Annotated in this window: 26 protein-coding genes and 1 pseudogene; 15 read left to right on the forward strand and 12 right to left on the reverse strand. The window is 66.7% G+C overall.

Annotation, left to right across the window (positions count from 1 at the left end):
• Positions 1-290: 290 nt before the first annotated feature.
• The 3 genes from MTHMO_RS03575 to MTHMO_RS03585 form a co-directional block, all read right to left on the reverse strand.
• Positions 291-692, reverse strand: a complete 402-nt coding sequence (locus MTHMO_RS03575; RefSeq protein WP_202213565.1) for a hypothetical protein — start codon at positions 690-692, stop codon at positions 291-293.
• Entirely contained in the window at positions 676-1,572 is an 897-nt protein-coding gene (locus MTHMO_RS03580) for a hypothetical protein (protein WP_202213566.1), read from the reverse strand. The genes MTHMO_RS03575 and MTHMO_RS03580 overlap by 17 nt, the downstream gene beginning before the upstream one ends.
• Positions 1,573-2,020: 448 nt before the next feature.
• Entirely contained in the window at positions 2,021-2,623 is a 603-nt protein-coding gene (locus MTHMO_RS03585) for a superoxide dismutase (protein ID WP_202213567.1), read from the reverse strand.
• A 110-nt stretch (positions 2,624-2,733) separates the two neighbouring features.
• On the opposite strand from MTHMO_RS03585, the gene MTHMO_RS03590 reads away from it, so the two are divergent.
• Entirely contained in the window at positions 2,734-2,964 is a 231-nt protein-coding gene (locus tag MTHMO_RS03590; protein ID WP_202213568.1) for a hypothetical protein, read from the forward strand.
• A 105-nt stretch (positions 2,965-3,069) separates the two neighbouring features.
• On the opposite strand, the gene MTHMO_RS03595 is transcribed toward MTHMO_RS03590, so the two are convergent.
• Entirely contained in the window at positions 3,070-3,744 is a 675-nt protein-coding gene (locus tag MTHMO_RS03595) for an energy transducer TonB (RefSeq protein ID WP_202213569.1), read from the reverse strand.
• A gap of 189 nt (positions 3,745-3,933) precedes the next feature.
• Here MTHMO_RS03595 and MTHMO_RS03600 point away from each other — a divergent pair.
• The 3 genes and pseudogenes from MTHMO_RS03600 to MTHMO_RS03610 form a co-directional block, all read left to right on the forward strand.
• Positions 3,934-4,243: pseudogene (locus MTHMO_RS03600) on the forward strand (IS607 family transposase); the annotation flags it as partial.
• Between the two features lie 326 nt (positions 4,244-4,569).
• Positions 4,570-5,865 (forward strand): transposase, encoded by a 1,296-nt coding sequence (locus MTHMO_RS03605; RefSeq protein WP_237394744.1) that lies wholly within the window; start codon positions 4,570-4,572, stop codon positions 5,863-5,865.
• Positions 5,866-5,961: 96 nt separating this feature from the next.
• Positions 5,962-6,471: a Slp family lipoprotein gene (locus MTHMO_RS03610; RefSeq protein ID WP_202213570.1), complete on the forward strand. Its 510-nt coding sequence runs from the start codon at positions 5,962-5,964 to the stop codon at positions 6,469-6,471.
• Positions 6,472-6,502: 31 nt separating this feature from the next.
• Here MTHMO_RS03610 and MTHMO_RS03615 read toward each other — a convergent pair whose 3' ends face one another.
• On the reverse strand, positions 6,503-7,672 hold the full coding sequence (locus tag MTHMO_RS03615; RefSeq protein WP_202213571.1) for a sulfite reductase flavoprotein subunit alpha: 1,170 nt from the start codon (positions 7,670-7,672) through the stop codon (positions 6,503-6,505).
• Positions 7,673-7,810: 138 nt separating this feature from the next.
• Between MTHMO_RS03615 and MTHMO_RS03620 the strand changes: the two genes are divergently transcribed.
• The 5 genes from MTHMO_RS03620 to MTHMO_RS03640 all read left to right on the forward strand — a co-directional run bounded on the left by MTHMO_RS03620 (position 7,811) and on the right by MTHMO_RS03640 (position 13,231).
• A complete protein-coding gene (locus tag MTHMO_RS03620; protein WP_370568210.1) occupies positions 7,811-8,413 on the forward strand; it encodes a phosphoribosyltransferase in 603 nt (200 codons plus the stop codon).
• 105 nt (positions 8,414-8,518) lie between these two features.
• On the forward strand, positions 8,519-10,636 hold the full coding sequence (gene uvrB, locus MTHMO_RS03625) for an excinuclease ABC subunit UvrB (protein ID WP_202213572.1): 2,118 nt from the start codon (positions 8,519-8,521) through the stop codon (positions 10,634-10,636).
• A 20-nt stretch (positions 10,637-10,656) separates the two neighbouring features.
• Positions 10,657-11,592, forward strand: a complete 936-nt coding sequence (locus tag MTHMO_RS03630) for a hypothetical protein (protein ID WP_202213573.1) — start codon at positions 10,657-10,659, stop codon at positions 11,590-11,592.
• The gene (locus MTHMO_RS03635; RefSeq protein ID WP_202213574.1) at positions 11,589-12,500 is read left to right on the forward strand and encodes a 1-acyl-sn-glycerol-3-phosphate acyltransferase; all 912 of its coding nucleotides are present in this window, start codon (positions 11,589-11,591) and stop codon (positions 12,498-12,500) included. The genes MTHMO_RS03630 and MTHMO_RS03635 overlap by 4 nt, the downstream gene beginning before the upstream one ends.
• Positions 12,497-13,231, forward strand: coding sequence for a glycosyltransferase family 2 protein (locus tag MTHMO_RS03640; protein WP_202213575.1), 735 nt, complete (start codon positions 12,497-12,499; stop codon positions 13,229-13,231). The genes MTHMO_RS03635 and MTHMO_RS03640 overlap by 4 nt, the downstream gene beginning before the upstream one ends.
• A gap of 57 nt (positions 13,232-13,288) precedes the next feature.
• Here MTHMO_RS03640 and MTHMO_RS03645 read toward each other — a convergent pair whose 3' ends face one another.
• Both MTHMO_RS03645 and MTHMO_RS03650 read right to left on the reverse strand, forming a co-directional pair.
• Entirely contained in the window at positions 13,289-14,152 is an 864-nt protein-coding gene (locus MTHMO_RS03645) for a polysaccharide deacetylase family protein (protein WP_202213576.1), read from the reverse strand.
• A gap of 4 nt (positions 14,153-14,156) precedes the next feature.
• Positions 14,157-15,059, reverse strand: a complete 903-nt coding sequence (locus tag MTHMO_RS03650) for a YdcF family protein (protein ID WP_202213577.1) — start codon at positions 15,057-15,059, stop codon at positions 14,157-14,159.
• Between MTHMO_RS03650 and MTHMO_RS03655 the strand changes: the two genes are divergently transcribed.
• The 5 genes from MTHMO_RS03655 to MTHMO_RS03675 all read left to right on the forward strand — a co-directional run bounded on the left by MTHMO_RS03655 (position 15,058) and on the right by MTHMO_RS03675 (position 18,414).
• Positions 15,058-15,828: a hypothetical protein gene (locus MTHMO_RS03655; RefSeq protein WP_202213578.1), complete on the forward strand. Its 771-nt coding sequence runs from the start codon at positions 15,058-15,060 to the stop codon at positions 15,826-15,828. The genes MTHMO_RS03650 and MTHMO_RS03655 overlap by 2 nt on opposite strands.
• A gap of 87 nt (positions 15,829-15,915) precedes the next feature.
• Positions 15,916-16,659 (forward strand): UMP kinase, encoded by a 744-nt coding sequence (pyrH, locus tag MTHMO_RS03660; RefSeq protein WP_370568212.1) that lies wholly within the window; start codon positions 15,916-15,918, stop codon positions 16,657-16,659.
• 62 nt (positions 16,660-16,721) lie between these two features.
• Positions 16,722-17,285 carry a ribosome recycling factor gene (gene frr / locus MTHMO_RS03665; protein WP_202213579.1) on the forward strand — a complete coding sequence of 188 codons (564 nt, stop codon included), beginning with the start codon at positions 16,722-16,724 and terminating at the stop codon, positions 17,283-17,285.
• Positions 17,286-17,305: 20 nt separating this feature from the next.
• Positions 17,306-17,887 carry a DJ-1/PfpI family protein gene (locus tag MTHMO_RS03670; RefSeq protein ID WP_202214830.1) on the forward strand — a complete coding sequence of 194 codons (582 nt, stop codon included), beginning with the start codon at positions 17,306-17,308 and terminating at the stop codon, positions 17,885-17,887.
• Between the two features lie 41 nt (positions 17,888-17,928).
• A complete protein-coding gene (locus MTHMO_RS03675) occupies positions 17,929-18,414 on the forward strand; it encodes a hypothetical protein (protein ID WP_202213580.1) in 486 nt (161 codons plus the stop codon).
• Here MTHMO_RS03675 and MTHMO_RS03680 read toward each other — a convergent pair.
• A complete protein-coding gene (locus tag MTHMO_RS03680; protein ID WP_202213581.1) occupies positions 18,377-18,715 on the reverse strand; it encodes a phage holin family protein in 339 nt (112 codons plus the stop codon). The genes MTHMO_RS03675 and MTHMO_RS03680 overlap by 38 nt on opposite strands.
• 249 nt (positions 18,716-18,964) lie before the next feature.
• Here MTHMO_RS03680 and MTHMO_RS03685 point away from each other — a divergent pair, with 249 nt between their 5' ends.
• Entirely contained in the window at positions 18,965-20,266 is a 1,302-nt protein-coding gene (locus MTHMO_RS03685; RefSeq protein WP_202213582.1) for a hypothetical protein, read from the forward strand.
• A 251-nt stretch (positions 20,267-20,517) separates the two neighbouring features.
• Here the strand turns inward: MTHMO_RS03685 and MTHMO_RS03690 are convergent, their stop codons facing one another.
• The 4 genes from MTHMO_RS03690 to MTHMO_RS03705 form a co-directional block, all read right to left on the reverse strand.
• Entirely contained in the window at positions 20,518-21,663 is a 1,146-nt protein-coding gene (locus MTHMO_RS03690; RefSeq protein WP_202213583.1) for an FAD-binding oxidoreductase, read from the reverse strand.
• A gap of 14 nt (positions 21,664-21,677) precedes the next feature.
• Positions 21,678-22,085 carry a hypothetical protein gene (locus MTHMO_RS03695; protein ID WP_202213584.1) on the reverse strand — a complete coding sequence of 136 codons (408 nt, stop codon included), beginning with the start codon at positions 22,083-22,085 and terminating at the stop codon, positions 21,678-21,680.
• A 78-nt stretch (positions 22,086-22,163) separates the two neighbouring features.
• Positions 22,164-22,955 (reverse strand): ABC transporter permease, encoded by a 792-nt coding sequence (locus MTHMO_RS03700; RefSeq protein ID WP_202213585.1) that lies wholly within the window; start codon positions 22,953-22,955, stop codon positions 22,164-22,166.
• Entirely contained in the window at positions 22,948-23,781 is an 834-nt protein-coding gene (locus MTHMO_RS03705; protein ID WP_202213586.1) for an ABC transporter ATP-binding protein, read from the reverse strand. The genes MTHMO_RS03700 and MTHMO_RS03705 overlap by 8 nt, the downstream gene beginning before the upstream one ends.
• Between the last annotated feature and the right edge of the window lie 43 nt (positions 23,782-23,824).

The following is a 23,824-nucleotide window of genomic DNA, read 5'->3' on the forward strand; positions in this document are numbered from 1 at the left end:
TCCGCAGCCGTGCTCTCGGCCGTCTGGGCCGCCGCCTGCGGCGCGGCCTGGTCGGTTCCCTCGGGATTGGCGGGAGAAGGAGCGCAGGGGTCGCCGCAGGGGAGCGGTCAGAGCGGCGGGGCCTCCCCATTGGGGCGGCTTCCGGAGGGGCGACGCAAACCTGCCCATAGCTCCTCAAGCCCCCCGCGAAGGCCAAAAGGACGGTCGCCCGCAGCAGGAGGCCAGAACGGCAAAAGGCCTTTGCTCTCATGGCCGGGTTGCTCCCTGGGAGGCTTGGGTTCGGAAGGATTTTACCGGGGTCGGGGGCTCTTGCCTTTCAATTGCTCGATTTGCGCCCTTTGGCAGAGGAAGGCATCGATCCACCGGTTACGTTCCCGGGCGAGCTCCCGGTAGTAGGCTACAAAGCAGGACTCGGCGTCCTGCGGCTCGAGCGCTCGGACGGGGGCGAGGATCCGCCCGGCCCAGTCGGTCTGGGCAGCATAACCCGGCGAGGCGACGGTCCAGCGCAAAAGGGCGGAAGCGGTTTCCGGCGCGAGCATCGGCCTCGGAGAGGAGAAGAGCTCCGGCTCGGTGGCCCGAAGCCACTCTTGGGCTCGGGCGGCGATCGCCGGCCGCGGGGCGCCGGGAACTCCCCAGGTGGCGTAGTAACGGAAGCGGAGCTCATTCCAGTTTTGGTCAAAGCTCGCCTCCAAGGGCCGCAGGCAGCGGTTTGCCCGCGAGGCGCAGGGCCAAGCCGTCGCCCTCGCGAAGGGCCAGGATCTCTGCGGCGACAAAGCCGCAGTTCCATTCGAGAAGGGAGGGGGCGGCCAGGAGAATCTTCCATTGGCCGTCGACGACCCGGGCCCGCTCGACCCGCCAGCGAAAGACGAAGGGGTCGCCCGCCCTCAGCAGCCGGTGCTTGTGCTGCACATCGTGGTGGCAGCCCGGCGGGAGGTAGGCATCGAAGAGGAGATCCGACCAGATGCGGGCGACCGGCTCGGGCATTTCTTTGGGGAGGGGGAGCCGGAGCGCCGGCACCACATAGAGGTCGATCCGGGAGCGGACGACCGCCCGGTAGTCGATCGCCACTCCCCCGGGGAGACGCTCGTAGCCGATGGGCTCAAGGGAGTCGATCGTCACCGGCCGCATGAGGTGGCGTTGCAAGCAGGCGCGCGCGGCGGAAACGGGCGGGAGCTCCCTGCGCTCGACCTCGGGATCGAGCCGCCGGGCTTCCCGAAGCCCCGGGTCTCCTTCCCGGAGCCAGTGGAGGAGCTCTCTGCGCCAGCGGGCATAGTCGGCGCGCAGCCGAGCCAAGGAGTGGGGCTCGTCATCGGCCAAGGAAGCGGGAACGGCGACCGCTTGGGGAGGGGTTGCCGGCCGCTTCCGCTCCTTCGCCCGAGGATGGAGCGCCAGCAGGGCGGCGGCCAGCAGGGAAAGGGTGACCAGGAGGGCGGCGCCGGTGGGCTTCCGCGGCCCGCCTAGGCCGCTCGGCGGCCGGACGGGCCGGGAGTCGCCTTCCCCTTGTTGTGGCTGAAAATAGGACCTCTCGGAACACTCCGTCTCTTCCCGCTCCGGAAAAACGACCGCGCGCATGGCTCCTTCCTCCCTTGCGATCCATCTTTCCCGCGGCCCGCGGGACGTGCCGGTGCCCGCCGAAGCCGAGGTTTCGGGCTCCTTACCGGGAAGGAAACTAGCAGGGTCGCCGGGAGAAGGGGCAAGCGGTTTTTCGGTTACATTTTGGTGACGATTTCTTCAGATTTTCCGTTAAGGAAAGGCCGCTCTTCCCGGAGGCCGTGAACCCTGGCCGGGACAGGCGGGGCCGCGGCCGGCGCCGGGCGCGGGTTCGGTCGCGTTAAGGGCTAGCGGCCATTTCTCACAAATTTCGTAGCCCAGGCGCTACAAATGGGCTTGGGTGCGAGGCGGGCGCAGGTTTTCCACCGGAGCTGTATGAAGACATACTGCGAGGATGGAAAACCAAGCGGGAGCCAAGCAGACGAGCCCGTTTTGCAAGCCGTAGGAGAAAGCTTGTGAGAAATGGCCGCTAGACCAGGGGAAGAAATCGGGCCACCGACTCCCAGTCGATCTGGGCGAGCACCGAGTCGAGGTAGGCGGCGCGATCCCAACCGAAATCCAGGATAAAGGCATGGTCTTCCATATCGATGGCGAGAAGCGGAGCGGCTCCCCAAAAAGGGACCGTAACGCTCCCGTCGCCGAGCAGGTTGAGGAGCCGGCCGCTTGCTTGGTCAAGACAGGTCCAGGCCCAGGATTCGGAAGCCAATGCCGTCGTCCGGAGATCGCGCAAGAAGCTGTCGAAGGAGCCGAAGTCGCGGTCGATCCATTCGCGGAGCGTCCCTTGCGGAGCGCCGCCGGCCCCGCCGAGGATGCTGAAATAGAGCTCGTGGCTCTTCGCCGCCGAGAGGCAATAGGAGAGGTCGAGCTTCCGAGCCCGAAAGAGCGAACCGTCGATCTGGTTCTCCTTCGGAGAGTCGCCCTTTTCGAGCGCCGACAAGAGTTCCTTCGCCCTGCGGACTTGGATGGCGTACAGGCCGAGGTGCATCTGCAGGGTCTTCTCCGAGATGCCGCCGGTCTTGCCAAAAAGCTTCTGCCGGAATCGCTCGGTGCAGTCGCTGATGATGGATGCCATGGTTCTCTTTATGCACATCCGCATCCTTCCTTGGCAAGGACTTGGACCGCGAAACGGATGGAGGCTTGCGGTTGAAGAGTCGCGCAGGCGTTGTAATATGTCTAAGGGCGATGACCGACTCGGAATTGGAAGAACGGGCAAAGCGCGCGGCGGAAATTCTCAAAGCCCCGACCCAGTACAAGGTCTGTGAAGGTTGCGAATCGATCGTGCGGAGAAAGGCGGTCTTCTGTCCGAACTGTCATGGCTACCGCTTCGATCCCGATCCGGCCCGCGTGGCCGAACAGGCGCGGATACTCGGGGCGCGACCGGCGAACTCGATCTCCGAACAGGATTACAGCTAAACGGTCGATAGCCGAACCCTGGTCGGCTTCACCGGCGTGGTCGGAGGGCCTTCTCCGGAGCTAGGCCGGAGTAACCCTCGCATGGCCCGCGACCGGCCAACGGCTTCAGACCCCGTCCAAGCTGAAGATCACCGCCTCGGTGAAGGCGCCCGCGGTAATTCCGGGGAACTTCCAGTGTTGGAGCGCCCATTGCCGCGCGCTTCTATCGAGAACGGAGTGGCCCGAGCTCGAAACTACCTCCACCCAAGCGGGACGCCCCTCCTGCACGAAAACTTCCAAGGTCACCTTGCCCTGCCAACCGTGGCGCAGGGCCTCGAGCGGATAGGGCGGCTCGGAAAGGACCAACCCTCCGCCCAAGTTGGGGGCCTGACCTCGATGGGCGGGGGCGCGAAGCTGAGCCGGTTGCCGATGGGAGCGGGAAGCGACCGCCGGCTTCTTGGCGAGCTCCTGCGTCGGAGTCCGGAAAAGCTCCGGCTCCTGCGCCTTGTGCTCTTCGCGCGCAGGAGCGGCGGCGCTCGGAACCGGCGGAGCTTCCTCGACCAACTCGACGGATGCGGATCCCGAAGAATACTGCGGTCCGAGCGGAGCGACCGCCGGGACGGGGCTGCCGGGCACCCCCGGCAGCACCACGCAAGCCAAGCCCGCGTGAAAAAGGATGGCGAGGACGATCGCCAGCCCCATGCCCCAACCGGAGGTTCGCTCCTCCGGCGGCCGGAAGCCCGAGGTCTTCGTTGTTGTTGCCGACCCGCTTGCGGAAGATGCAATGAGTGTCGCTATCATGGTTCGCTTCCCTGTACTTGGAAAAGCAGGAACTGTGCCAATGCTGAGGTTTTGTGGCCCGCTTCTCCGAATTCGGAACCTGTCGCTTCCCGTAAGGAGATTCTCGCTCCTTTCCCTTCTCCCCAGGAATCAAAAGGGGCCGGGGCGGCCTCAAAAACAGGTCAACGGGAGGTGGGGTTGCCGATCATCAAGGCCGTCAAGGAGGTCGGCTCCGGAATGAACGGCCATCGGAAGGGCCTGATCGAGCTGCTCCGTGATCCCAATGTCGGCGTCATCCTGGTCGAGCATCGCGACCGGCTGATGCGCTTCGGCTTGGAGTACGTGGAAGCGGCTTCTGTACGCGCAGAGCCGATCGGTCCTGGTGGTCGATCCGGACGAGATGACCGACGATATCGTGCGCGACCTGCATGAGGTCATCGTTTCGATGTGTGCCAGGCTTTACGGGAAGCGATCCGCTCAGGACCGCGCCGAGAAGGCGCTTGAAGCGATCCATGAGTAAGCGCCCTGTTTTCACCTACCAGACCCGGTTGAGGTTGACGCATGAGCAGACTTCGTGTCTTGACGCCTATGCGGCGCTCTACGGGCGGGCGCAGCGGACTCTTTTGGCCAGGATGCGGGCGGGTGTTTCCATAAACGAGCTCAAGCGGTCGTTTCTGCGCCGGTTCGGCCTCACCGCCCGGCAGTTCAACGCCATTCGGGTCGAGCTCGAAGGCAAGATCGCCTCGATCCGGGAAAGGCGGCCCGAGTTGATCGAGGAAGCCAAATGGCGGATCCGGAAAGCGGAAGAGGCGGTCGGCCGGCTGGAGAAGAAGCATCCGGGATCGAATGTCGTACACCAGAAAAAGCGGCGGCTTGCCGTCCTGCGGGCGAAGCTCGAGGCGCTTCTGGCCGATCAGGAGTCCGGCCCGGGTCCGGCTCTGTTTCGGTTCCCGACGCCTCTTCCGCAAGCAGTTTTCCCGGGAAGAGAACGGCTATGCGGACCATGCCGCATGGAAGAAGGATTGGCAGGCGGAGCGGAGCAGCCAGTTCTTCGTGCTCGGATCGAAGGACGAGGCCTCGGGCAACCGGTCCTGCCAAGCCGCAGTCGCTCCGGAGGGCAGCCTGCGGCTGCGGTTGCGGCTGCCGTACGGATTGGGAAGCACGAGCAAACACCTGGTGCTCGAGGGCGTGCGCTTGGCCTACGGCCAGGAGGAAATCCTCCAGGCCCTCTCCGCCGGCCGGGTCGTGACCGCACAAACCAAGACGGGGAAGCTCTTCCGCAAGCGGGAGGGAGCTGCCGTAAGCTACCGCTTCGTGCGGGACCGGAAGGGGTGGCGGCTGTTCGCAAGCGTCGAGGCGCAACCGGTTGCCCTGGTGACACGCCGCCTTGCCGGAGCAATCGGCGTTGACAGCAACCCGGATCATCTTGCCTTGGCCGAAACGGATCGCTTCGGGAATCTCGTGGAAATCCGCCGGATCGGATTGCATCTCTATGGGAAGAGCGAGGAGCAAGCGAAAGCCGCGATCGGCGATGCGTGCCGGCAGATCGCCCGGGCCTGCGCCGAATCGGGCAAGCCGCTCGTGATCGAGCGATTGGATCTTCGCAAGCGGAGGGCCGAGCTGGAGGCGGTCGATTGCGTCCGGGCTCGCTCGCTCTCTTCCTTCGCCTACGCCAAGACGATCTCCATGCTCAAGGCGGCTTCCTTTCGTGCCGGAGTCGAACGGATCGGAGTCGACCCGGCCTACACTTCCGTGATCGGCGCGGTCAACCACGCGCGCCGTCATGGCATCGGTTCTCACCAGGGCGCGGCCTACGCCGTCGCCCGGAGAGGATTGGGCCTATCCGAGCGCCCGTCCGTGCGGGAGGCTGTCGTGCCGACCCGCAATGGCGGCCATCTCACCTTCGCCCTACCCGCGAGGAATCGGACGAAGCATCTATGGTCGTTCTGGGCGGACGTTCGGAAGAGGCTCAAAGCGGCGCATGCAGCGCATGCCCGGTCGGGAGGCAACCATCTGCCTCCCGCGCCTCTGTCCCCGAAATCGCGGGCATTGGGCGCTACCCGGGCTTTGCCGGCGAAACCCCGGCACGCGAACCGTCAGCAGCACTGTTCGGCCGACGTCCTGGACGATCTTCCCTGGTAGGGGAATGGTTGTCTATGGTTTTAGGAACGGCTTGCAAAGGCTTTGGGCTTGTGGCCCGGCCCGCTCTCCGGCTAAGTGCTCACGAGAGGGGAACCGATGCGAACGCCGGGAGCGGGGAACCGGGGAGGGTTGACCGGCATGATTCTGCTGCTCCTCCTGGGATGCAGCCCGGTCCCGGAGTCCACGCGGGTGACCGTGGGGCATCCGGGTGCCTTCGCTTCCATCCGCCGCCATCCGGGAGTCTATCGGGGCCGGCCGGCGCTTCTCGGGGGAAGGATCGTCCGGGTCGTGACTCTCGACAATCGGACCCGGATCGAGATCGACTGCTTACCGCTGGATGACGACGAACGCCCCATCGGCGAGGCGCGCGGGGAAGGCCGTTTTCTGGCCGAGATCCCCGAAAAGGTCTCCCCCGGCGCCTACCCTTGGGGACGGCTGGCCACCGTCTGGGGCACCTTCGCCGGGACGGCGGAAGGCCGGCCGCTGGTGGCGGCGACGAGGGTCTACGTCTGGCCGCACCGTTACGGCGGGGAGCCGCTCTACCCGCCCGCGCCCTACCGGGAAGGCAGCATCGGCGCCGGCTGGGATCCGGGCTGGTGGTGGTAGGGGGGCCGCAGGAAGCGCGGGCGGGGGCCGGCTAATAAACGTCCTTGTGGTACCGCTTCTCTTCCTTGGCCAAGGTGACGTTCACGTAGTGGGCGGCTTCTTCCGGGCTTAGGCCGCCGAAGCGCTGCGCGATCTCGATGAGCGCCTGATGCACGTCCTTGGCCATCCGGTGGGCGTCTCCACAGACGTAGATATGGGCTCCCTCTTGCAGCCAGGCCCAGAGCGTGCCGCCGTGCTCGAGCATCCGGTGCTGGACGTAGACCTTGTGAGCCTGATCCCGCGAAAAGGCCGTGTCGAGGCGGGAAAGGACCCCTTTGCGGTGGAACTCGAGAAACTCCTCTTCATAGAAGAAATCGGTCGCCCGGTGCTGCTCCCCGAAGAAGAGCCAGTTCTTTCCCGTATGGCCGAGGGCGGAACGCTGCTGGAGAAACGCCCGAAAGGGGGCCACCCCCGTGCCGGGGCCGACCATGATCAGGGAAGCCGCAGGGTCTTCGGGAAGCCGGAAATGCTTGGCCGGCTGCACATAGACCGGAAGCTGGTGGGGTTCGGTCGGTTGGAGCCGGGCGAGATAGCCGGAGGCGTGCCCGAGCTTTTCCCGGCCGTTGGAGCGGAACCGGACGACGGCGACCGTCAGGTGAACCGCTTCCGGATGGATCGCGGGCGCCGACGCGATCGAGTAGAGCCGAGGAAGCGCGCGGCCGAGGAGGCCCAGAAGCTCGTCGACCCCGAAGGAGACGCCGGGGTAGGCCTGCAGAATGTCGACATAGTCCTTGCCATGCAGATAGGCGTCGAGGTCGGGCTCGCTTTGGCAGAGGGCCTGGAGCCGGTCGCGGCTCTCCCCGGGGGGAAGCTTCTCGGCGAGGGCGCGGACGAACTTTTTGGTCGGCCTGTTGAGGACGAACTGCCGCGAGAGAATCTCCCGGAGAGGGGCCTGCTGGCCCTGCACAGAGGCTGTCTCTTCTCCCGAGAACCCGAGGGCGCGGAGCATCTCCTCCACAACCTCCGGCGGGTTGCGGGCGAAGACCCCCAAGGAATCCCCTACCTGATAGGAGATGCCGCTGCCGGCGATATCCACCACGATGTGCCGCGTCTCCTTTTCGGAGCCCGGGAGGGTCAGGAGGCGGTTTTCCGTGATTCGGGCGGGAAACGGATTGGCGCGGCTGTAAGGAGTATTGGTCCGGGGAGGCGACGTATCCGTCATTCGCTGGTCAAGATAGTCAAAAAGAAGTTAAATAGCTATCCCGTGAGGGAGGAAAAAGACAAGCGGAAAACGTGGGCGCCCGGCTAAGCTTGGCACGGAAGGACCGAGAGGAAACGCCGTCGGGAGCCGCTGCTAACCATGAGAGAAGGAAGATTTCGGAATCGGAAGGAGGCGGGCAGGCTCCTGGCCGAAGCGCTGCTCGAGTACGGGGGACGGACGGACACGGTGGTGCTGGGACTCCCCCGCGGCGGGGTCGTGGTCGGGGCGGAGATCGCGAAGATCCTCCACCTGCCCCTCGATGTCTTCACCGTCCGCAAGCTCGGGGTGCCCGGACAGAAAGAGCTGGCGATGGGAGCGATCGCGACCGGCGGCGCGATGGTGTTGAATCCTTCGGTGATCGAATACCTGGGTATCGACGAGCGAACCATCGCGCAAGTCGCGGAGAGGGAGCGTCGGGAGCTGGAGAGGAGGGAGGCGCTCTTTCGCAAGGGGCTGCCGCCGCTTGCAATCGGAGGCAAGGTCGCCATCTTCGTCGACGACGGCATCGCGACCGGGGCGACGATGCGGGCGGCCGTGGCGGCGGCCCGCAAGCTCGGCCCGCGGGCCGTCATCGCGGCCGCCCCGTCGCGCCCCCTCGGTGGTCGAGGAGATGACCGGGCTTGTCGACGAGTGCTTCGTGCTGCTGACGCCGGCATCCTTTTTCGGCGTAGGACAGTGGTACGAGGAGTTTTCTCAGGTTGAGGACGACGAGGTCTGCGCTCTGCTGCACGAGGCGGCGGCCGCCAGAGCAGCGGAGGCGGGAAGGAGGCGTCCGCAGCCGCCTCCAGAGGAAAGGGGGGCGGACCGGTGAGCACGGAAAAGGCCGGGGGTCTCTTCCGGTTGCGCGCCCCGTATGCTCCCTGCGGCGATCAGCCCCAGGCCATCGAGGCGATCGTCCGCCGGATACAAGAGGGGCAGCGGCACACGACCCTCCTCGGGGTGACCGGATCGGGAAAGACCTTCACGGTCGCCAGCGTCATCGCGCGGCTCGACCGGCCTGCCCTGGTGATCTCGCACAACAAGACGCTCGCCGCCCAGCTCTACAGCGAGCTCAAGCAGTTCTTCCCGGAGGCCGCCGTGGAGTATTTCGTCTCTTACTTCGATTACTACCAGCCGGAAGCCTACATCCCGAGCACCGACACCTACATCGAAAAGGATTCGAGCGTGAACGAAGAGATCGAGCGGTTGCGGCTTTCGACGACGATCTCCCTGCTCTCGCGCCGGGATGTCATCGTGGTCGCCAGCGTCTCCTGCATCTACGGGTTGGGTTCTCCGGAAGACTACGAAGGGCTTGCCTTCGCCCTGGAGGTGGGAATGGAACTGCGCCGGGAGGAGCTTCTGGCGCGCTTGGTCGAGATGCAGTACGAGCGAAACGACGTGGCGCTCTCCCGAGGGCGGTTTCGGGTCCGGGGCGACGTGGTCGAGGTCTGCCACCGCTCGGCGGAGGAAGGCCTGCGGATCGAGTTCCTGGGAGACCGGATCGAGCGGATCAGCGAATTTCAGCTGCTGACCGGCAACGTGCTCACCCGGCTGCGCAAAGAGATGATCTTCCCGGCCCGCCACTTCGTGACCCCGTACGAGAAGATGAAGAAAGCGGTCCAGTCGATCCGGGAGGAGCTCGAGGAGCGGGTGGCCGAGCTCGAATCCCAGGGGAAGCTGCTGGAAGCCCAGCGCCTGCGGCTGCGGACGACGTACGATCTAGAGCTCCTCGAGGAGCTCGGTTTCTGCAGCGGGATCGAAAACTACTCCCGCCACCTGAGCGGCCGCGCCCCCGGCTCGCGCCCCTACACGCTTCTGGATTTCTTCCCGAAGGATTTCCTGACGGTGATCGACGAGTCGCACGTCACGATCCCGCAGATCCAGGGCATGTATGCGGGGGATATGGCCCGGAAGCGGGTACTGGTCGAGCACGGCTTCCGCCTTCCCTCGGCGCTCGACAACCGCCCGCTGAGCTTCGCCGAATTCACCTCGATGGTCGGTCAGACGCTCTACGTTTCGGCGACGCCGGGAGACTACGAGCTCGGCCTCTGCGGCGGAGAAGTGGTGGAGCAGATCATCCGGCCGACCGGCCTCCTGGACCCGGTCGTCGAAGTCCGCCCGCTCCAAGGGCAGATCGACGATGTGATCGAAGAGATCCGCAAGAGGGGTGCGGAAAAGGAGCGGTCCCTGGTGCTGACGCTGACGAAGCAGACGGCGGAAGATCTAGCCGACTATCTGCGCGAGCTCGGCCTGCGCGTCCGCTACCTCCATTCGGAGCTTGACGCGATCGAACGGGTCGAGATCCTCCGCGGGCTCCGCGCGGGCGATTTCGACGTGCTTGTCGGGATCAACCTCCTCCGGGAGGGGCTCGATCTCCCGGAGGTCTCGCTGGTGGCGATTCTCGACGCGGACAAGGAGGGCTATCTGCGTTCGGACAAGTCGTTGATCCAGATCGCCGGAAGGGCTGCGCGCCATATTCATGGGACCGTGCTGCTCTATGCCGAGCGCAAGACTCGAGCAATCGAAAACCTGCTGGAGGTGACCGCCTACCGGAGGAGCAAGCAGATCGCCTACAATCAGGCTCACGGGATCACGCCCCGCAGCGTCCAGCGCGGGGTTCAGGAGAGCTTGCGAGGGCTGCTGCGCGCCGAGGCGCAGGCGGTGGAGCGGTTGCACGGGGACGAATCCCGATTCGATCTCGAAGAGGTGCTCCGGGATCTCCAGCGGGAGATGGTTGAAGCGGCGGCATCGCTCGACTACGAGAAGGCGGCGCTCCTTCGGGATCAAATCGAGGAGCTCCGCCGCCAATCCGGCGTCGCTCCCCTCCGGCCCGCGGGTTCGGGAAGGCGGGGGGGCACGGGTAGGCCCAAGCGGAAGCGGCGTCCCTCCTTCGCCGGGCCGCGGAAGGATCGAGGCGGCTCCGGGAAGCCGGGTTCGGCCGCTTGAGCCGCCCTTTGGGGAAAGGAATGGCGGATCGCCCTCCATCCCGACGCGCAGGGAACGGATCTCGATCCGGAGAGGAGATCCACCGGCCTCTCTATCGATCGCTTTGGTTTTCGCTCGGTGTGCTCGCGGCGCGCTTCCTCCCGAGATCGGCGGCGCGGGGCCTCGGTGCCGGTGCGGCCCTGGCCTTCGCCTTCCTCCGGGGCGGGCATGCGGCCGTGGTGGCCCGCAATTTGCGGCTGATCCGCGGTCGATCCGTCGGGAAGGCCGATTCCCGCAAGGTCTATTTCCGCTTCGGCAAAACGATGGGCGATTACTTCTACCTGGGGACGCGATCCGCCGCCCGGGCGCGGGAGCTCATCGCGGAACGGATCGGCTACGACGGGCTTCTGGCGGCTTACCGGAGCGGGAAGGGAGCCCTCCTGTTGACGGGCCATCTCGGCTTCTTCGAGCTGGGAGGGGTGCTCCTCTCGGGCCTGGGGTTTCCGACCGTGATCCTCACCTTTCCTGAGCCGGACGACGATCTCTCCCGGTGGCGCTCGGCCTATCGGCGCCGCTGGGGGATCGAGACGCTCGAGGTCGGAGAAGACGCCTTTTCTTTCCTCGCCGTCCGTCGGGAGCTTGCCCGGGGGAAATTCGTCGCCGCCCTGGTCGACCGTCCCTCGCCGACAAGCCGCATTTCGGTCCGCCTCCCCCATGGGCGGCTGCCGGTTTCGACCGGAATCCTCTATCTGGCGATCCGCGAAGAAGTCCCGGTCTTCGCTGTGACGGTCACCGAGAGGCCCGACCGCCGCTATCGGGTCTGGTGCAGCGCCGCGCTCCGCTTGCCGTCGGGCCCGGCCGGCCTTGCGTCGGTGGAAGCCGCCAGCCAGCGGGTCTTCGATGTCCTAGTCCCCGAAATTGCGGCCGCTTGGAGCCAGTGGTACCAGTTTGTCCCCCTGGGAGGAGAGGGGCGATGAACCTCTTAGGCTCTTTCCGTTCGCGGCTGGGGCGCGGGAGAGCGCATTCGGTTCCGGCCGAAGGAAGCGGGCGGGCCGACGGTTCCGCGGCCAGAGGGGATCCGGTTGCGCCAAGCGGCGGCCAGGCCGGTGCGCCCGCCGGCCGCCGCGGCGCGGACCTCCTCGCGTCGATCGGCGAGTATGCCCGCTTCTACTGGGCAGTGGCATTCTTTTGGCTCGGCAGCCTCCTCTGGAGTCTTGCGGCCTCGCTTCTCGGGCTGCTGTTGCCTCCGCGGGCGGGAGCGCGCGCCGGCCAGTTCCTGATCATGTCCGGCTTCCGGCTCTTCCTCTTGCACATGCGGCTTCTCGGCCTCTTCCATTGCGATCTATCCGCCCTCGACCGGCTGCGGAAGGAAGGGCCGTTGCTGCTCGTCGCCAACCATCCCGCGCTGCTCGATGCGGTGCTGGTGATCTCCCGGCTTCCTCGGGTCGTCTGCCTCACCAAGGCGGGCCTATGGAGGAATCCGTTCCTGGGAGGATGCATCCGCCTGGCCCGGTATATCCGCAGCGATTCGCCGCTCCGGCTGGTGCGGGAAGCGAAGGAGGCGGTTCGGCGCGGCGATCATCTCTTGATGATCTTCCCGGAGGGGACCAGGACCGCGACCGGCCCGGTCAACCGGTTCAAGGCCGGGATCGCCGTCGTGGCCCGGGCGACCGGTATTCCGGTGCAGACGATATTCTTGGAAGGGAGCTTCCCGTACCTGGCCAAAGGATGGCCGCTCCTTCGCAAGCCGCGGTTCCCCCTGGTCTACCGGGCGCGGCTCGGGCGCCGGTTCTCGGCGGACGGAGACGCCCGCGAGTTCCTCGAGGAGCTCGAGCGCTACTACCGTCAGGTCCTCGCGCGGACCCCGTCGATCCCCGCCCGATGACTGCGCGCTCTCTGGTCCTGATCCCGAGCTACAATACGGGTAGGAGAGTCCTCCAGACCGTGGAGGAAGCCCGCCGGTTCTGGGAGCCGGTCTGGGTGGTCGTCGACGGGAGCGACGATGGGTCCGAAGAGTGGCTGCGCCGGAGGGAGGAAGCGGATGCAGGCCTTCGCGTCTTTTCCCTGGAGCGCAACCGCGGGAAAGGGGCGGCGATCCTCCATGGGTTGCGGGAGGCGGCGAAGCTCGGGTTTACGCACGTGCTGACCATGGACGCCGACGGGCAGCACCCTGCAGCCGCCATTCCGCGGTTTTTCGACGTTGCCGCCGCCCATCCCGAAGCGATGGTGCTCGGAATCCCCCTTTTCGACCGGAGCGCACCCGCGCTGCGCGTCGGAGGGCGGAAGATCTCCAACTGGCTGGCGCGCATCGAGACGCTGGGGGGAGACGTAGGCGATGTCCTCTTCGGGTTTCGGGTCTATCCGGTCGGCCCCCTCCTGGCGGTCATGGCCGGCTGCCGGACGATGCGGCGGTTCGACTTCGATCCCGAAGCGGTCGTCCGTCTCTACTGGAACGGCGTGGCCGCGATTCAGCTGCCGGCCCCGGTACGCTACTTTTCCCGGCGGGAAGGGGGAGTCTCCCAATTCCGCTACCTGCGCGACAATCTCCTCCTTGCCCGGATGCACGTCCGCCTGCTCTGCGGAGCGGCGCGCCGGCTACTCGGAGGAGGGCGGTAGGGGGCAGCGTCCGGGGATCCGGCCGCGGGGGAGAGAGCTGGAAGGAGAGCAGCGCGGCTAAAAATCCTTCCCCTCGGGGATCGCCATGGGGAGGGAGACGGCGCGCAGGCCCCGCGCCCGGAGGATCGGGAGAAGGGACGAGAGGACTTCGGCGCTGACGGGCTCTCCGGCGGGCGTGCGCGCGGTCGATCCGTCGTGCAGGAGGAGGATGTCGCCTGCCGCCAGGTTGCGGATCAGGCGGCGGAGGATGACTTCGGGTGTCCGGCAGACCGTGTCGAAACCCCGGCGTGTCCAGGAGACGTAGCGGAGACCTGCCCGAGCGAGCGCCGGAGCGAGAAACGGGTTGCGGAAGCCCATGGGCGCGCGAAAGAAGCGGGGAGGGGTGCCGGCCCCCTCGGCCAGGACCGACTGCGCCCGGCGGATCTCGCGCCGGAGCGCTCCCAAGGAGGAAAAGGCGAAAAAGTTGGAGTGGCGGAAGCTATGGTTTTCGACGCTGTGGCCGCGCCGCACGATCTCCCGGAGGATCTCCGGGTGCCGTTGCGCCTGTTCGCCCACGCAGAAGAAGCTCGCTTTGGCGCCATGCTCCTCCAAGAGGTCGAGGATCTTCGGAGTGACTTCCGGGTCGGGGCCGTCGTCGAAGGTCAGAACGACAAGTTCCCCTGCGGCGGCCGAAGGGAGGCGAACGAGGTTCGGGCCGAGCAAGGAGCTTCTCGGCCAGAGGCCGGCGAGAGTGAGGAGGAGTTGATCGGCGAGGAAGACGGCCAGGAACCAGCTCCAACGCTCCGGAAAGAGCAGAAGGGCGGCGGCGAGAGCGGCGTGGAGCCAAACGGAGAAGCGGACGAAGGGGGAGCGATGCCGGCGCGCGGCGTTCTCCGCAAGGCCGGCGGGACGGTCCGGAAGCGAAGATCTCGATCGGCTCATGCGCCTACCGGATGCGATCAAGCATGCGCCGGTTGCGGGTCCAGGAGGCGTAGGTCCGGCCCACCAGGTACCAGTGGACCAAGAAAGCCTCCGCCAGCAGGCGCCCGATCTCCCCGCAGGAGGCCGACCAGTGGTCTTCGGCGGCGCACACAGTGTGCGGAATCCCGAGCCCGCAGGCGAGGAGCGAGCTGCGGGCCAGATGGAAGCGGCTGGTGACGAGCGCGGCCGGGCGGGGATCCGCGGGAGGAGGCGCCGACCGGTAGAAGCGGAGGTTCTCCAAGGTGTGGCGGGACCGCTCCTCGCGTACCAGCGCGCTTTCGGGCACGCCGCGGCTCCGCAAGTAATCCGCTCCCGCCTCCGCTTCGGTGGGCGCTCCTTCCGCGGTGCGCCCGCCTAGGAGAAAGATGGTCGAGCCCGGCGCGGAGCCGAAGAGTGCCAGCGCGCGCTCCAGCCGGCGCCGATAGGTGGGTGTGGGCCGGCCGAATGGGTCTAGGCAGGAACCCAGGACGACGATCCGGGAGAAGCCGTTCGCCGAGCTGCGGCTGCGGCGGGCGGCGCGGAGGACGGAGGCGAAAGCGCACCAATAGCTCAATGTCCCCGAAGCGAGGATGGCCGCCAGGGAAAGGGCGAGCATCGACAGGCCGTCGGCCCCGAGGAAGAAGGAACCGAGCTCCGGGTTCCCGCTCCGGCACCGCCGCCACCACCGCACCGCTCCTTGTCCCTGCAGGAGGCCTTGGCGTGCTCTAGCCATCGGCCCGATGGTGCCCGATTCCCGGTCGAAAGAAAATCCGCTTGTCGGGCTGGCGCCGGCTCGGCTACGAACGTTGCGCATCAGGCGGGCCGGCAGGCCCCGGATCGCCTGGAGCAGCCCTGCCACGCCGCGGTGATGGAGGGCGTTCTGTCTCATGGAAAAGCGATCCGTGCCTTTTCTCGCTCTGGCGCCGGTCTTCCTGACCTTGGGCGGATGGCTGGCCACGGCCGGACCCGGGGCGACGTCCGCCTGGGCGGAGCCGGGAGGCGAGGCGGAGCGGATCGTCCATCGGCTGGCGGAGCAGGACAAGCGGCTAGCGCTCCGCCGCCGCCAGTTCGATTACGATCTGCTGATCATCCGGCAGAGGCTCGACGCCGACCGGCGCATCGTTTCCGAAAGCAAGGAGCGCGTGGTGGTCTACGCCGACCGAGCCCCCGATTACGGCTCCCGTCCGGAAAAGGGTCCGGAAGGGGAGACCGCCAAGGCGGCCAAAGAGGAGCCCTTCGAGGTTCTCAACCTCATCGATCATTACTTCTATGCGATCGACGGCAGCGAAACGGTCAACGGGGTCGATTGCTACAAGATCCGTTTCACCCCGAAACCGAACATGCCCTACCGGAATCGGGAGGAGAAGGTGTGCAACGCCGTCTGGGGCCACCTCTGGGTTTCCAAGGAGGATTACTCGCTTATGCGCAACGAGGGCTTTCTCGGCCATCCGGTCTCCGTGGCCTGGTTTTTCGCCCGGCTCTACGAGTTGCACTTCCGCTGGGAATCGCAGCGGCTTCCGAACGGCGACTGGGGACCGAAGGAGGTTCGCTATCGGTATGCGGTCCATATCCCTTTCGGGTGGTTGCGGGAGAGGGTGATCCGCCAGTATCGCGACTTTCGGTATCACGAGGGCTCGAGGAAGCCTTTGGCCCGATAGCGAGCCGAGGAAGGCGAGCGAGGTCCGCAGGTGACGGAAGATATTCAGGGAAGCATTGACAAGTGCCGAGAGAGAAGGGAAGGTGCGATGGCTTTCATGGAACCGCCCGCCGAACCCCGACGCGCCCCGGTCTATCGGCGGGTGCTTTTGAAGCTGAGCGGCGAGGTCCTCGGCAGCCCGCAAGCCCCCATCTCGATGGAGGTGACGCTCAAGATCGCCCGGCAGGTGGCGGAGGTCTACGGGACGGGGATCCAGATCGCGATCGTCATCGGCGGGGGAAACATCTGGCGTGGGACGACGGGCCTCAAGAGCGGCCTCGATCGGCCGACGGCCGATTACATGGGGATGTTGGCGACGATCATCGACGGCCTGGCCCTGCAAGGCGCCCTGGAGAGCCTAGGGATTCCGACCCGGGTGCAGACCGCGGTCGAGGTGCGGAACGTAGCGGAGCCTTTTATTCGGAGGCGGGCGATCCGGCACTTGGAAAAGGGAAGGATCGTGATCTTCGTGGGCGGCACCGGCAATCCCTTCTTCTCGACCGACACGACGGCAGCCCTGCGGGCGAGCGAGATCGAGGCGGAGGTCATCCTCAAGGGGACGAAGGTTGACGGGGTCTACGACAGCGATCCCCATTGCAATCCCGAGGCCAAGCGGTTCACGCAGCTGCGGTATATCGACGCGATCCAGAAGCGGCTTTCCATCATGGACGCGACCGCCTTCACCCTCTGCATGGATAACAACATTCCGATCGTCGTCTTCAACGTCTTCACGCCGGGCAACCTGCTTGCCGCAGTCTGCGGCGAGCCGGTCGGCACCCGGGTTTGCGCCTAGCGGCGACTTCTCTTGTTGCAGGCGGACCGCTTTCCTTTCAGAATGTGTCCGAACGGCGAGGTATGAGCAGCTTCGAAGAGATCCTTTTGCGGACCGAAGAACGCATGGAGAAGGCGGTCGGGCATCTGCGCGAGGAGTTCGCCTCCGTGCGATCGGGCAAGGCCTCGCCCGAGCTGGTGGCGAACATCCCGGTCGAGGCCTACGACTCTTCGATGCGCCTGCGCGATCTGGCGGCCATCACGGCGCCCGATGCCCATCTTCTTCTGGTCCAGCCTTGGGATCCGACCGTCGTCGATGCGATCCGAAAGGCGATCGAGGAAGCGAGGATCGGGATCAACCCGATTGTAGACGGCAAGCTGATCCGGCTGCCCGTTCCTCCGCTTTCCGAAGAGCGCCGGCACGAGATGATCCGCGTGGTGCGCCGGATGGCCGAGGAAGCCCGAGTGGCCCTACGAGGCGCGCGCCGACATGGACTGGAGGAGGCGAAAGCCTTCCAGAAGGAATCGGATGTGAGCGAGGACGATCTGGCCCGCACCGAAAAAGACGTGCAGAAGCTAACCGACCGGTTCATCGGCGAGGTCGACCGGCTTCTCCAGGCGAAGGAAGCCGAGCTTCTGAAGGTATAGCCGCAAAGGACGGAGTGCAGTTGAGTGCCAAGACGATTCTGCTTCTGGTCGGCGACTTCGTCGAAGACTACGAGGCGATGGTGCCCTTCCAGGCCTTGCGGATGGTCGGTCACCGGGTGGACGCGGTCTGCCCTGGAAAACGGGCTGGAGAAAGCGTCAAGACCGCGATTCACGATTTCGAAGGCGATCAGACCTATTCGGAAAAGCCCGGTCACCGCTTCGTCCTGAACGCTTCCTTCGCGGAGATCGATCCCGGCCGCTACGACGCGCTGGTGATCCCCGGAGGAAGGGCCCCGGAGTACCTGCGCCTGGAGCCTGCGGTCCTCTCCCTGGTGCGCCATTTTCTCGACGAACGCAAGCCGGTCGCCGCGATTTGCCATGGCGCCCAGCTGCTCGCCGCTGCCGGAGGGCTGGCCGGGCGGCGGGTATCCGCCTATCCCGCGGTCGGCCCGGAGGTGAAGTCGGCGGGAGGGTTCTACGTCGAGCTCCCGATGACCGGAGCCCTCGTCGACGGCAACCTCGTCACCGCTCCCGGCTGGCCGGCCCATCCGGAATGGCTCGCCCGCTTTCTGGAGCTCTTGGGGACCCGGGTGATCCCCTGAGCAGCGGGTAGGCCCGCTGCTCGGCGGAAAGGAGCTTGACCGTGGAAAGAACGGCACGGGGCACCGCTTGGTCGCGCTGCGGGTTCTTCTTGCTTGCCTGCCTGCTCGGCGGCTGCGCCAACGTCGGCTACATGCCCACCGAAGGCCAGGGGCTGCTCCTGCCCGCCAAGCCGGGCACCAAGCGGGTCGTGGATGGCATGGACGTCTGGACCCGGGGAGGACCCGACCGGCCGTCCTGGGTGCTGGGGACGATCCTGGAGACCAGGGGCAAGGGGCCGATCGGCGGGGGCGGAACCTTGCGCGGTCTTGTCAAACAGGCCAGGAAGCGTCATGCGGATGCCGTCGTTCTCTTGCAGAAGCAGAGCCAATGGGTGGGCGACGCGCTCGAGGAGTTCGTCCTGCCCGATTGGGAGGTCAACCGGGAGGCGCTGCTCATCCTCTACCGGCGGCCGGAGAAGGCGGCCGGCGGCCGTGAGCGGGCGACGCCGGCTAGAGCCAACCTTCCAACGCCAACCGGACCAGGCTGATGACGACCGCTCCGGCGATCGCGGAGCCGAAGGAGGGAACGATGAAGCCCGTGACGAGCTTGCCCGTCCAGTACAGGAGCAGCGCGTTGATCACAATCAGGAAGAGGCCGAAGGTCAGCAGGATGAAGGGGAGGGTGAGGGTGACGAAGATCGGCTTGAGCAACGCGTTGATGATGCCGAGCACGAGGGCGGCCACCAGCAGGGAGCTCAGGCTTTCGTAGCGGATGCCGACGAACTTGAGGTGCGCGGCGACGAAGATGGCGATGGCCAGAATGAGCCAGCGGATCAAGATGGTTCCCATGGCGCGCCTTTTTTCCCCGGCGCCGGAGCCGTTGACAAGAACAAACGCCGGCGCGCCGCCGGCAGGAAGAGGCATCCCTAGCAGCCTGATCGCTCCTTGCCGGATCGATCGTATCGCTTCGTAACAAAAATGTAACATGGAGACCGCTTGCCTCCCCGGCGGCGGACCGATAGTCTTACCATCGCATTGCGGATCCGACCGCGATCGAGCGGGAAGGAGGCGAAGGAGAAACCTACGGCAGGAGGCATCATGCGCGGCGCGGGCATATCGGAAGTCGTCGGCAAAACCATCGGTAACAAGAGGGACCGAACACTCGCGAGCTCTTCGATCCCGGCGGGTCCGCTTTCTCCGGCCCGGCCCCGCCGGACGGGCCGAAGGCGGCTCGATTTTCCCGAGTTCGTTCTGGGGGCTTCCCTTCTCGCGCTCCTCGGGGTGGCCGTTGTCGCCTCATGGCAGCACCGGCGGAAAACGCCGGCTCCGCCCGCCGTCGCTCCGGCTCCCGCCTCCGCGCCGATTCCCGCTTCCCTGGAGGACGACGAACCCCACTCCCTGGCGCGAGCCCGCGCCGACTACGAGCGGTGGCGGGAGCAGATGATCCGCTGGATCCGCGGCGACGACGGAGGGGTCGGGCAGGCTAAGCGGCTCGATCCGGCGGCCGAGGCCCGCTTCCTGCCTCCGATCGAGGCGGCCCGGGCTTGCCTCCAACGCCATCTTCACCGCGGGGTCACGATCGACGCTCTGGAGCCGGTCGGCTTCGACCGCGCGGGTGACGGAGTCGCAATCGACTACCGCGCGACCGTCCGCTCGCCCTACTCCCTCTACGTCGTCCCCGCCGTGCCGGTGCCGATTCCCGCGGACGGTCCCCCGCCCTACATCCGCACCCTTCCCTACCTGCTGCTCTCCCACTTCCTCCCGCCCGGCTACCTACATGATTTCGGGAAGAAATTCCTCGTGCTTCCCGCGAACCAGCCGCTCTCCTTTCGCTGGCGGGTCGAGCGTGCCCGGGTGGTGGACGGCCGGTGGAAGATCCTCCTGGCCGCCCCGGCCCTTCTCCAATGGGATTGCAGCTTCTATGCCGCGGAGCTGATGGCCATTCGCGAAGGGAACCCGCTCCCCCTCCATCTGGCGGGGGATCGCTGCTTGGAACCCGATCGGCGGGCGTACTGGGAGACCGTCAACGGGTTTCTCTTCCATTACGACTCGGTCTGGGGTGTGCCCGGGGCTTGGGCCCTGGGCTATGCGGCCAGGGCGCAGGCGATGCTTCCGCCGAGCCCGCTCGCAGGGTGGGTCGCGCGGAATCCGATCCTCCGGCTCGAAGCGGTCCGGCCGGTTTCCGGAGCGTGCGTGGCCTTGGCGCGCTATCCCGCGGCTACCGACTGGGCGGGGCCGATCCTGGCTCCCGCGAGGCAGCTGGCCCCCCGGGATGCCGAATTTCGTTTCGTCCAGGCTTATCGCGACCTAGCCGAGGCGCGCAACCGGGCGATCGACGGCTTCCTCCGGCAGCGGGCGCGGTTCGAGGCCGATCGGAACAAGATCCGGCTTCCCCGGTAGGCGAGGGTGAAGGGGCCCGCCCGCGCCGCCCGGACGGCGGAGGCAGGGCAGATCGAAAAAGAGCCGCGTTTTTGCCGAAGAAGAGATGGGGGAGTAGGAAGCGGCATGGTGGGGGCATCCGGAGAGGGAGAAAACGAGGCGGAAGGCCAACCCGGTGTTGCGGGAGCGGGGCGAGCCGCCGGAACCTCCTCTCGCCCGGGAGCCGTGAGGTCGATGCGCCCGCTCGGAGCGACAGCCTTCCCGTCTTGGCCTCAGCCGCCGGCGTTTTTCTGGATGCGCAGCCGCTCCGGAGAAAAGTCCGCCGCGCAGACGCCTTCGGCGGCGACATGGGGAGGGAAGGGCTCTCCGGTCAAGAGGGCGGCGGCGACTTCCCCCACCGCCGGCGAGGTTTCGATTCCGAAGCCGCCGAGCGCCGCGACCCAAAAGAAGCCGGGAAGGTCGGGATCCCATCCGAGGACCGGGCGCTCGTCGGGGACGAAGGAGCGGAGGCCCGCCCACCGGCGAAGCCGGGAGGCGGGGCCGAGGGGCAGGGTTGTCGCTTCGGCCAGCCTCTGGAGGAGCAGCCGGCAGTCGGCTTCCTCCGGCTGGGCGTCGCAGGGCGGAACCGGGGTCTGGTCGGCCGGCGAAGCCAAAAGCTCCTCTCCCCACGGCCGGAAGTAGAACCGCTCCCGAACCTCGAGCACCATCGGCCAGCGTGCGATCCCGGCTGCGGGGTCCGGCCGGAAGGTCATCACGGTTCTCCGCTTGGGCACGAGTCCGATCGGCCTCGCCCCGGCCAGCCGGGCGATCCGGTCGCTCCACGCCCCGGCGGCGTTAACCAGGAGGGGAGCCGAATAGTCGCAGGCGGAAGTCCGCACCCGCCAAAGGCCGTCCTTCCGCTCGATCTCCCGAACCTCCGCTCCCAGCTCGATGCGGCCGCCCCGCGCGAGAATGCCTTCCTGCAGGGTTGCCAGAAGGGCGGGGAGGTGGATATCCATTCCCCCGGTTTCCAAAGCGGCTCCACCCACGTACTCGGGGCGGAGCACAGGGACGCGCGCGCAGGCTTCCTCCGGAGCGAGCCGCTCGATCGGAGTCCCGCTCTCTCTTGCCCCTTGCACGAAGGCTTCCAGAGCGGGCAGATCGGCCGATGAGCAGATGAAGAGAGCATCGCGGGGAGAGGCGAGCCTGCGTTCGGGCAGGGTTCGCGGGGGATCGGCGAAGAAGGGCCGGCTGGCTCGACAGAGGGCGCGGACGCGGGCGACCCCGTGGCTTCCGCGGAAAAAGACGGCGGAGCGGCCGGTCGAATGGTAGGCGGGCCTGGTCTCCCGCTCGAGGAGGAGGACCGAACGGCCTTTCCCGGCCAGGTGGTAGGCGGTCGTAAAGCCGGCGATCCCCCCGCCGATGACCAGGACGTCCATCGGCTACCGGCCTCCTACTTCTCCTCCGAGCCCTTCGGGAGGCCGTTTACGAAGGCGTCGACCTTCGCCTTGGTGAACTCGATGGTGAGCTGAGCGTGCTTGAGCTCGAGCTTCGCCAGCTCGCCGGTCTCCTTGGGCGACTGGTTTCCCTTCAGCGTTTCCCGCTCGCGCTCCCGAAGGGCCTCCCCGAGGGCGGCCAACGCATCGGCCGCCGCTTGCTTCGTTCTTTCCGAGGGGTGGCGGCGGAACTCGGCGATTCGTTCTTCGGCCGTCTTGGCCTTCTGCTCGGCGCTGCAGCCCAGGAACAAAAGCAGGGGCGCAGCCAAAAGCAGGAGGCGGGCCAAGCTCCGCCGGCGGCTGGGACCGATACCGGGTGCGCAAGGGGCGAACGCGGAAGCCTCTTGGAATCGACAGCGGATCATAGACAAGATGAAAGCGAAAAGAAGCCGGGAAGCCAGCGGGAAATGGAGCAAGAGCGGGGGGTCCGCCTCCGAAAAGGCTCAGAAGAGGATGCGGGGATAGAGCCTTGCGCCGAGAGCCGTCAGCAGGAGGAAGCCGGCCGCCAGCACCGCGAAGTCGGTGCCCAGGCCGACCGCGCTCTCCGCCTGGGCGAGCATGAGCGTCCGTAGGGCATCCACCAGGTAGGTCAGCGGGTTGAGGCGCGAGACCAGACGGAGCCAGCCCGGCATGAGGGCGATTGGATAGATGGCGTTGCTGGCGAAGAAAAGCGGCATGGTGAGCAGTTGGCCGATGCCGATGAGCCGCTCCCGTGTCTTGACCAGACAAGCGACGATCAGGGAAAGGGTGCAAAAGAGGCCCGAGCCGAGGAGGGTGAATGCGAAGAGAGCGACCATCGCTCCCGGCCGCCACCGGATTTGCACGCCGAGGGTCGCTGCCAGGCCGAAGATCACGACCGCCTGCGAAAGACTCCGCACCCCGCCCCCGAGCGCCTTCCCCACCACGAGCGTCCATCGGGGTGCGGGGCTGACGAGGTACCGGGTGAGGACCCCGGAATCTTTCTCCCAGATCGCGGAGATGCCGTAGAAGATCGAGAGGAAAAGGGCGCTCTGAGCGAGGATGCCGGGCGCCAGAAAATCGAGGTAGGGAAGCCGGCCGGTCGGGATCGCGCCGATCCGGTCCATCACTTGGCCGAAGATCAGGAGCCAGAGCAGGGGTTGCACAAGCCGGGTGAAGAGCTCGAGGGGATCGTGGCGGAGCTTCCGGAGCTCGGCCTCCGCGATCGCCAGAGCCTGATCCCCGGCGGCGAAAAGCTCGGCCAGCCGCTTATCCATGGCGCCGGATCGCCTTGCGCGTGCGCAGCGTCTCCGCGTAGGAGCCGCCTTCCGGAGGGAGAGGCTCTCCTGCGATGTCCAGGAAGACCTCCTCCAGGCTCCGTCGCCCGGTTCCGGCGCGGCAGAGCTCTTCGGGAGATCCCAGGCGGACGAGGCGTCCCGAGCGGAGGAAGCCGACGGTTTCGCAGAGCGCGGCGGCTTCTTCCATGTAGTGGGTGGTGAGGAAGATCGTTATCCCCCACTGCTCCCGGAGCTCGCGCAGGCGGCGCCAGAGGGTGCGCCGGGCGGCCGGATCGAGCCCCGCGGTCGGTTCGTCCAGGAAGAGGACCCGGGGGCGGCTGACGAGCGCCTGCGCAATCTCCAAGCGGCGGATCATTCCTCCGGAGTAGTGGCGGACGAGGTCCGCGGGCCGGTCGATGCCCATGAACCCGAGGGCTTCTTCGATCCGCTGGCGCCGCTGCGCGCGGGGAATCCGGTAGAGCTTGGCGCCGATCCAGAGGTTTTCGTAGGCGGTCAGTTCGGGGTCGGCGGATAGCATTTGCGGGACGTACCCGATGCGGGCGCGCACCGAGGTCGGGTCGCGGACCACGTCGTGGCCGTCGACGCGCGCGGTTCCCGAAGAGGGCGGGAGCAGGGTGGTAAGCATGCGGATCGTGGTGGTCTTGCCCGATCCGTTGGGTCCCAGCAGCGAGAAGATCGTGCCCGCGCGCACCTGGAAGGTGAGCCGATCGACGGCGCGGAGAGAGCCGAAGCGCCGGCAGAGCTCCTCCGTTTCCACCGCCAAGGGAGTGGGATCGTCTTGTGCGATCGGGGAAAAGCCCAGCATTGCGTTCTGCCCAAGCGCTGTCCTTTTCCTTTTGCCCGAGCGG

This window comes from Methylacidimicrobium sp. AP8, assembly GCF_903064525.1.
Classification (GTDB): domain Bacteria; phylum Verrucomicrobiota; class Verrucomicrobiia; order Methylacidiphilales; family Methylacidiphilaceae; genus Methylacidimicrobium.

Bases quoted from the DNA above. Each gene is read 5' to 3' on its own strand.
- MTHMO_RS03580 (WP_202213566.1), bottom strand. From the start codon at position 1,572: ATGCGCGCGGTCGTTTTTCCGGAGCGGGAAGAGACGGAGTGTTCCGAG.
- MTHMO_RS03585 (WP_202213567.1), bottom strand. From the start codon at position 2,623: ATGGCATCCATCATCAGCGACTGCACCGAGCGATTCCGGCAGAAGCTT.
- MTHMO_RS03590 (WP_202213568.1), top strand. From the start codon at position 2,734: ATGACCGACTCGGAATTGGAAGAACGGGCAAAGCGCGCGGCGGAAATT.
- MTHMO_RS03595 (WP_202213569.1), bottom strand. From the start codon at position 3,744: ATGATAGCGACACTCATTGCATCTTCCGCAAGCGGGTCGGCAACAACA.
- MTHMO_RS03605 (WP_237394744.1), top strand. From the start codon at position 4,570: ATGTCGTACACCAGAAAAAGCGGCGGCTTGCCGTCCTGCGGGCGAAGC.
- MTHMO_RS03610 (WP_202213570.1), top strand. From the start codon at position 5,962: ATGCGAACGCCGGGAGCGGGGAACCGGGGAGGGTTGACCGGCATGATT.
- MTHMO_RS03615 (WP_202213571.1), bottom strand. From the start codon at position 7,672: ATGACGGATACGTCGCCTCCCCGGACCAATACTCCTTACAGCCGCGCC.
- MTHMO_RS03620 (WP_370568210.1), top strand. From the start codon at position 7,811: ATGAGAGAAGGAAGATTTCGGAATCGGAAGGAGGCGGGCAGGCTCCTG.
- MTHMO_RS03630 (WP_202213573.1), top strand. From the start codon at position 10,657: ATGGCGGATCGCCCTCCATCCCGACGCGCAGGGAACGGATCTCGATCC.
- MTHMO_RS03635 (WP_202213574.1), top strand. From the start codon at position 11,589: ATGAACCTCTTAGGCTCTTTCCGTTCGCGGCTGGGGCGCGGGAGAGCG.
- MTHMO_RS03640 (WP_202213575.1), top strand. From the start codon at position 12,497: ATGACTGCGCGCTCTCTGGTCCTGATCCCGAGCTACAATACGGGTAGG.
- MTHMO_RS03645 (WP_202213576.1), bottom strand. From the start codon at position 14,152: ATGAGCCGATCGAGATCTTCGCTTCCGGACCGTCCCGCCGGCCTTGCG.
- MTHMO_RS03655 (WP_202213578.1), top strand. From the start codon at position 15,058: ATGGAAAAGCGATCCGTGCCTTTTCTCGCTCTGGCGCCGGTCTTCCTG.
- MTHMO_RS03650 (WP_202213577.1), bottom strand. From the start codon at position 15,059: ATGAGACAGAACGCCCTCCATCACCGCGGCGTGGCAGGGCTGCTCCAG.
- pyrH (WP_370568212.1), top strand. From the start codon at position 15,916: ATGGCTTTCATGGAACCGCCCGCCGAACCCCGACGCGCCCCGGTCTAT.
- frr (WP_202213579.1), top strand. From the start codon at position 16,722: ATGAGCAGCTTCGAAGAGATCCTTTTGCGGACCGAAGAACGCATGGAG.
- MTHMO_RS03680 (WP_202213581.1), bottom strand. From the start codon at position 18,715: ATGGGAACCATCTTGATCCGCTGGCTCATTCTGGCCATCGCCATCTTC.
- MTHMO_RS03685 (WP_202213582.1), top strand. From the start codon at position 18,965: ATGCGCGGCGCGGGCATATCGGAAGTCGTCGGCAAAACCATCGGTAAC.
- MTHMO_RS03690 (WP_202213583.1), bottom strand. From the start codon at position 21,663: ATGGACGTCCTGGTCATCGGCGGGGGGATCGCCGGCTTTACGACCGCC.
- MTHMO_RS03695 (WP_202213584.1), bottom strand. From the start codon at position 22,085: ATGATCCGCTGTCGATTCCAAGAGGCTTCCGCGTTCGCCCCTTGCGCA.
- MTHMO_RS03700 (WP_202213585.1), bottom strand. From the start codon at position 22,955: ATGGATAAGCGGCTGGCCGAGCTTTTCGCCGCCGGGGATCAGGCTCTG.
- MTHMO_RS03705 (WP_202213586.1), bottom strand. From the start codon at position 23,781: ATGCTGGGCTTTTCCCCGATCGCACAAGACGATCCCACTCCCTTGGCG.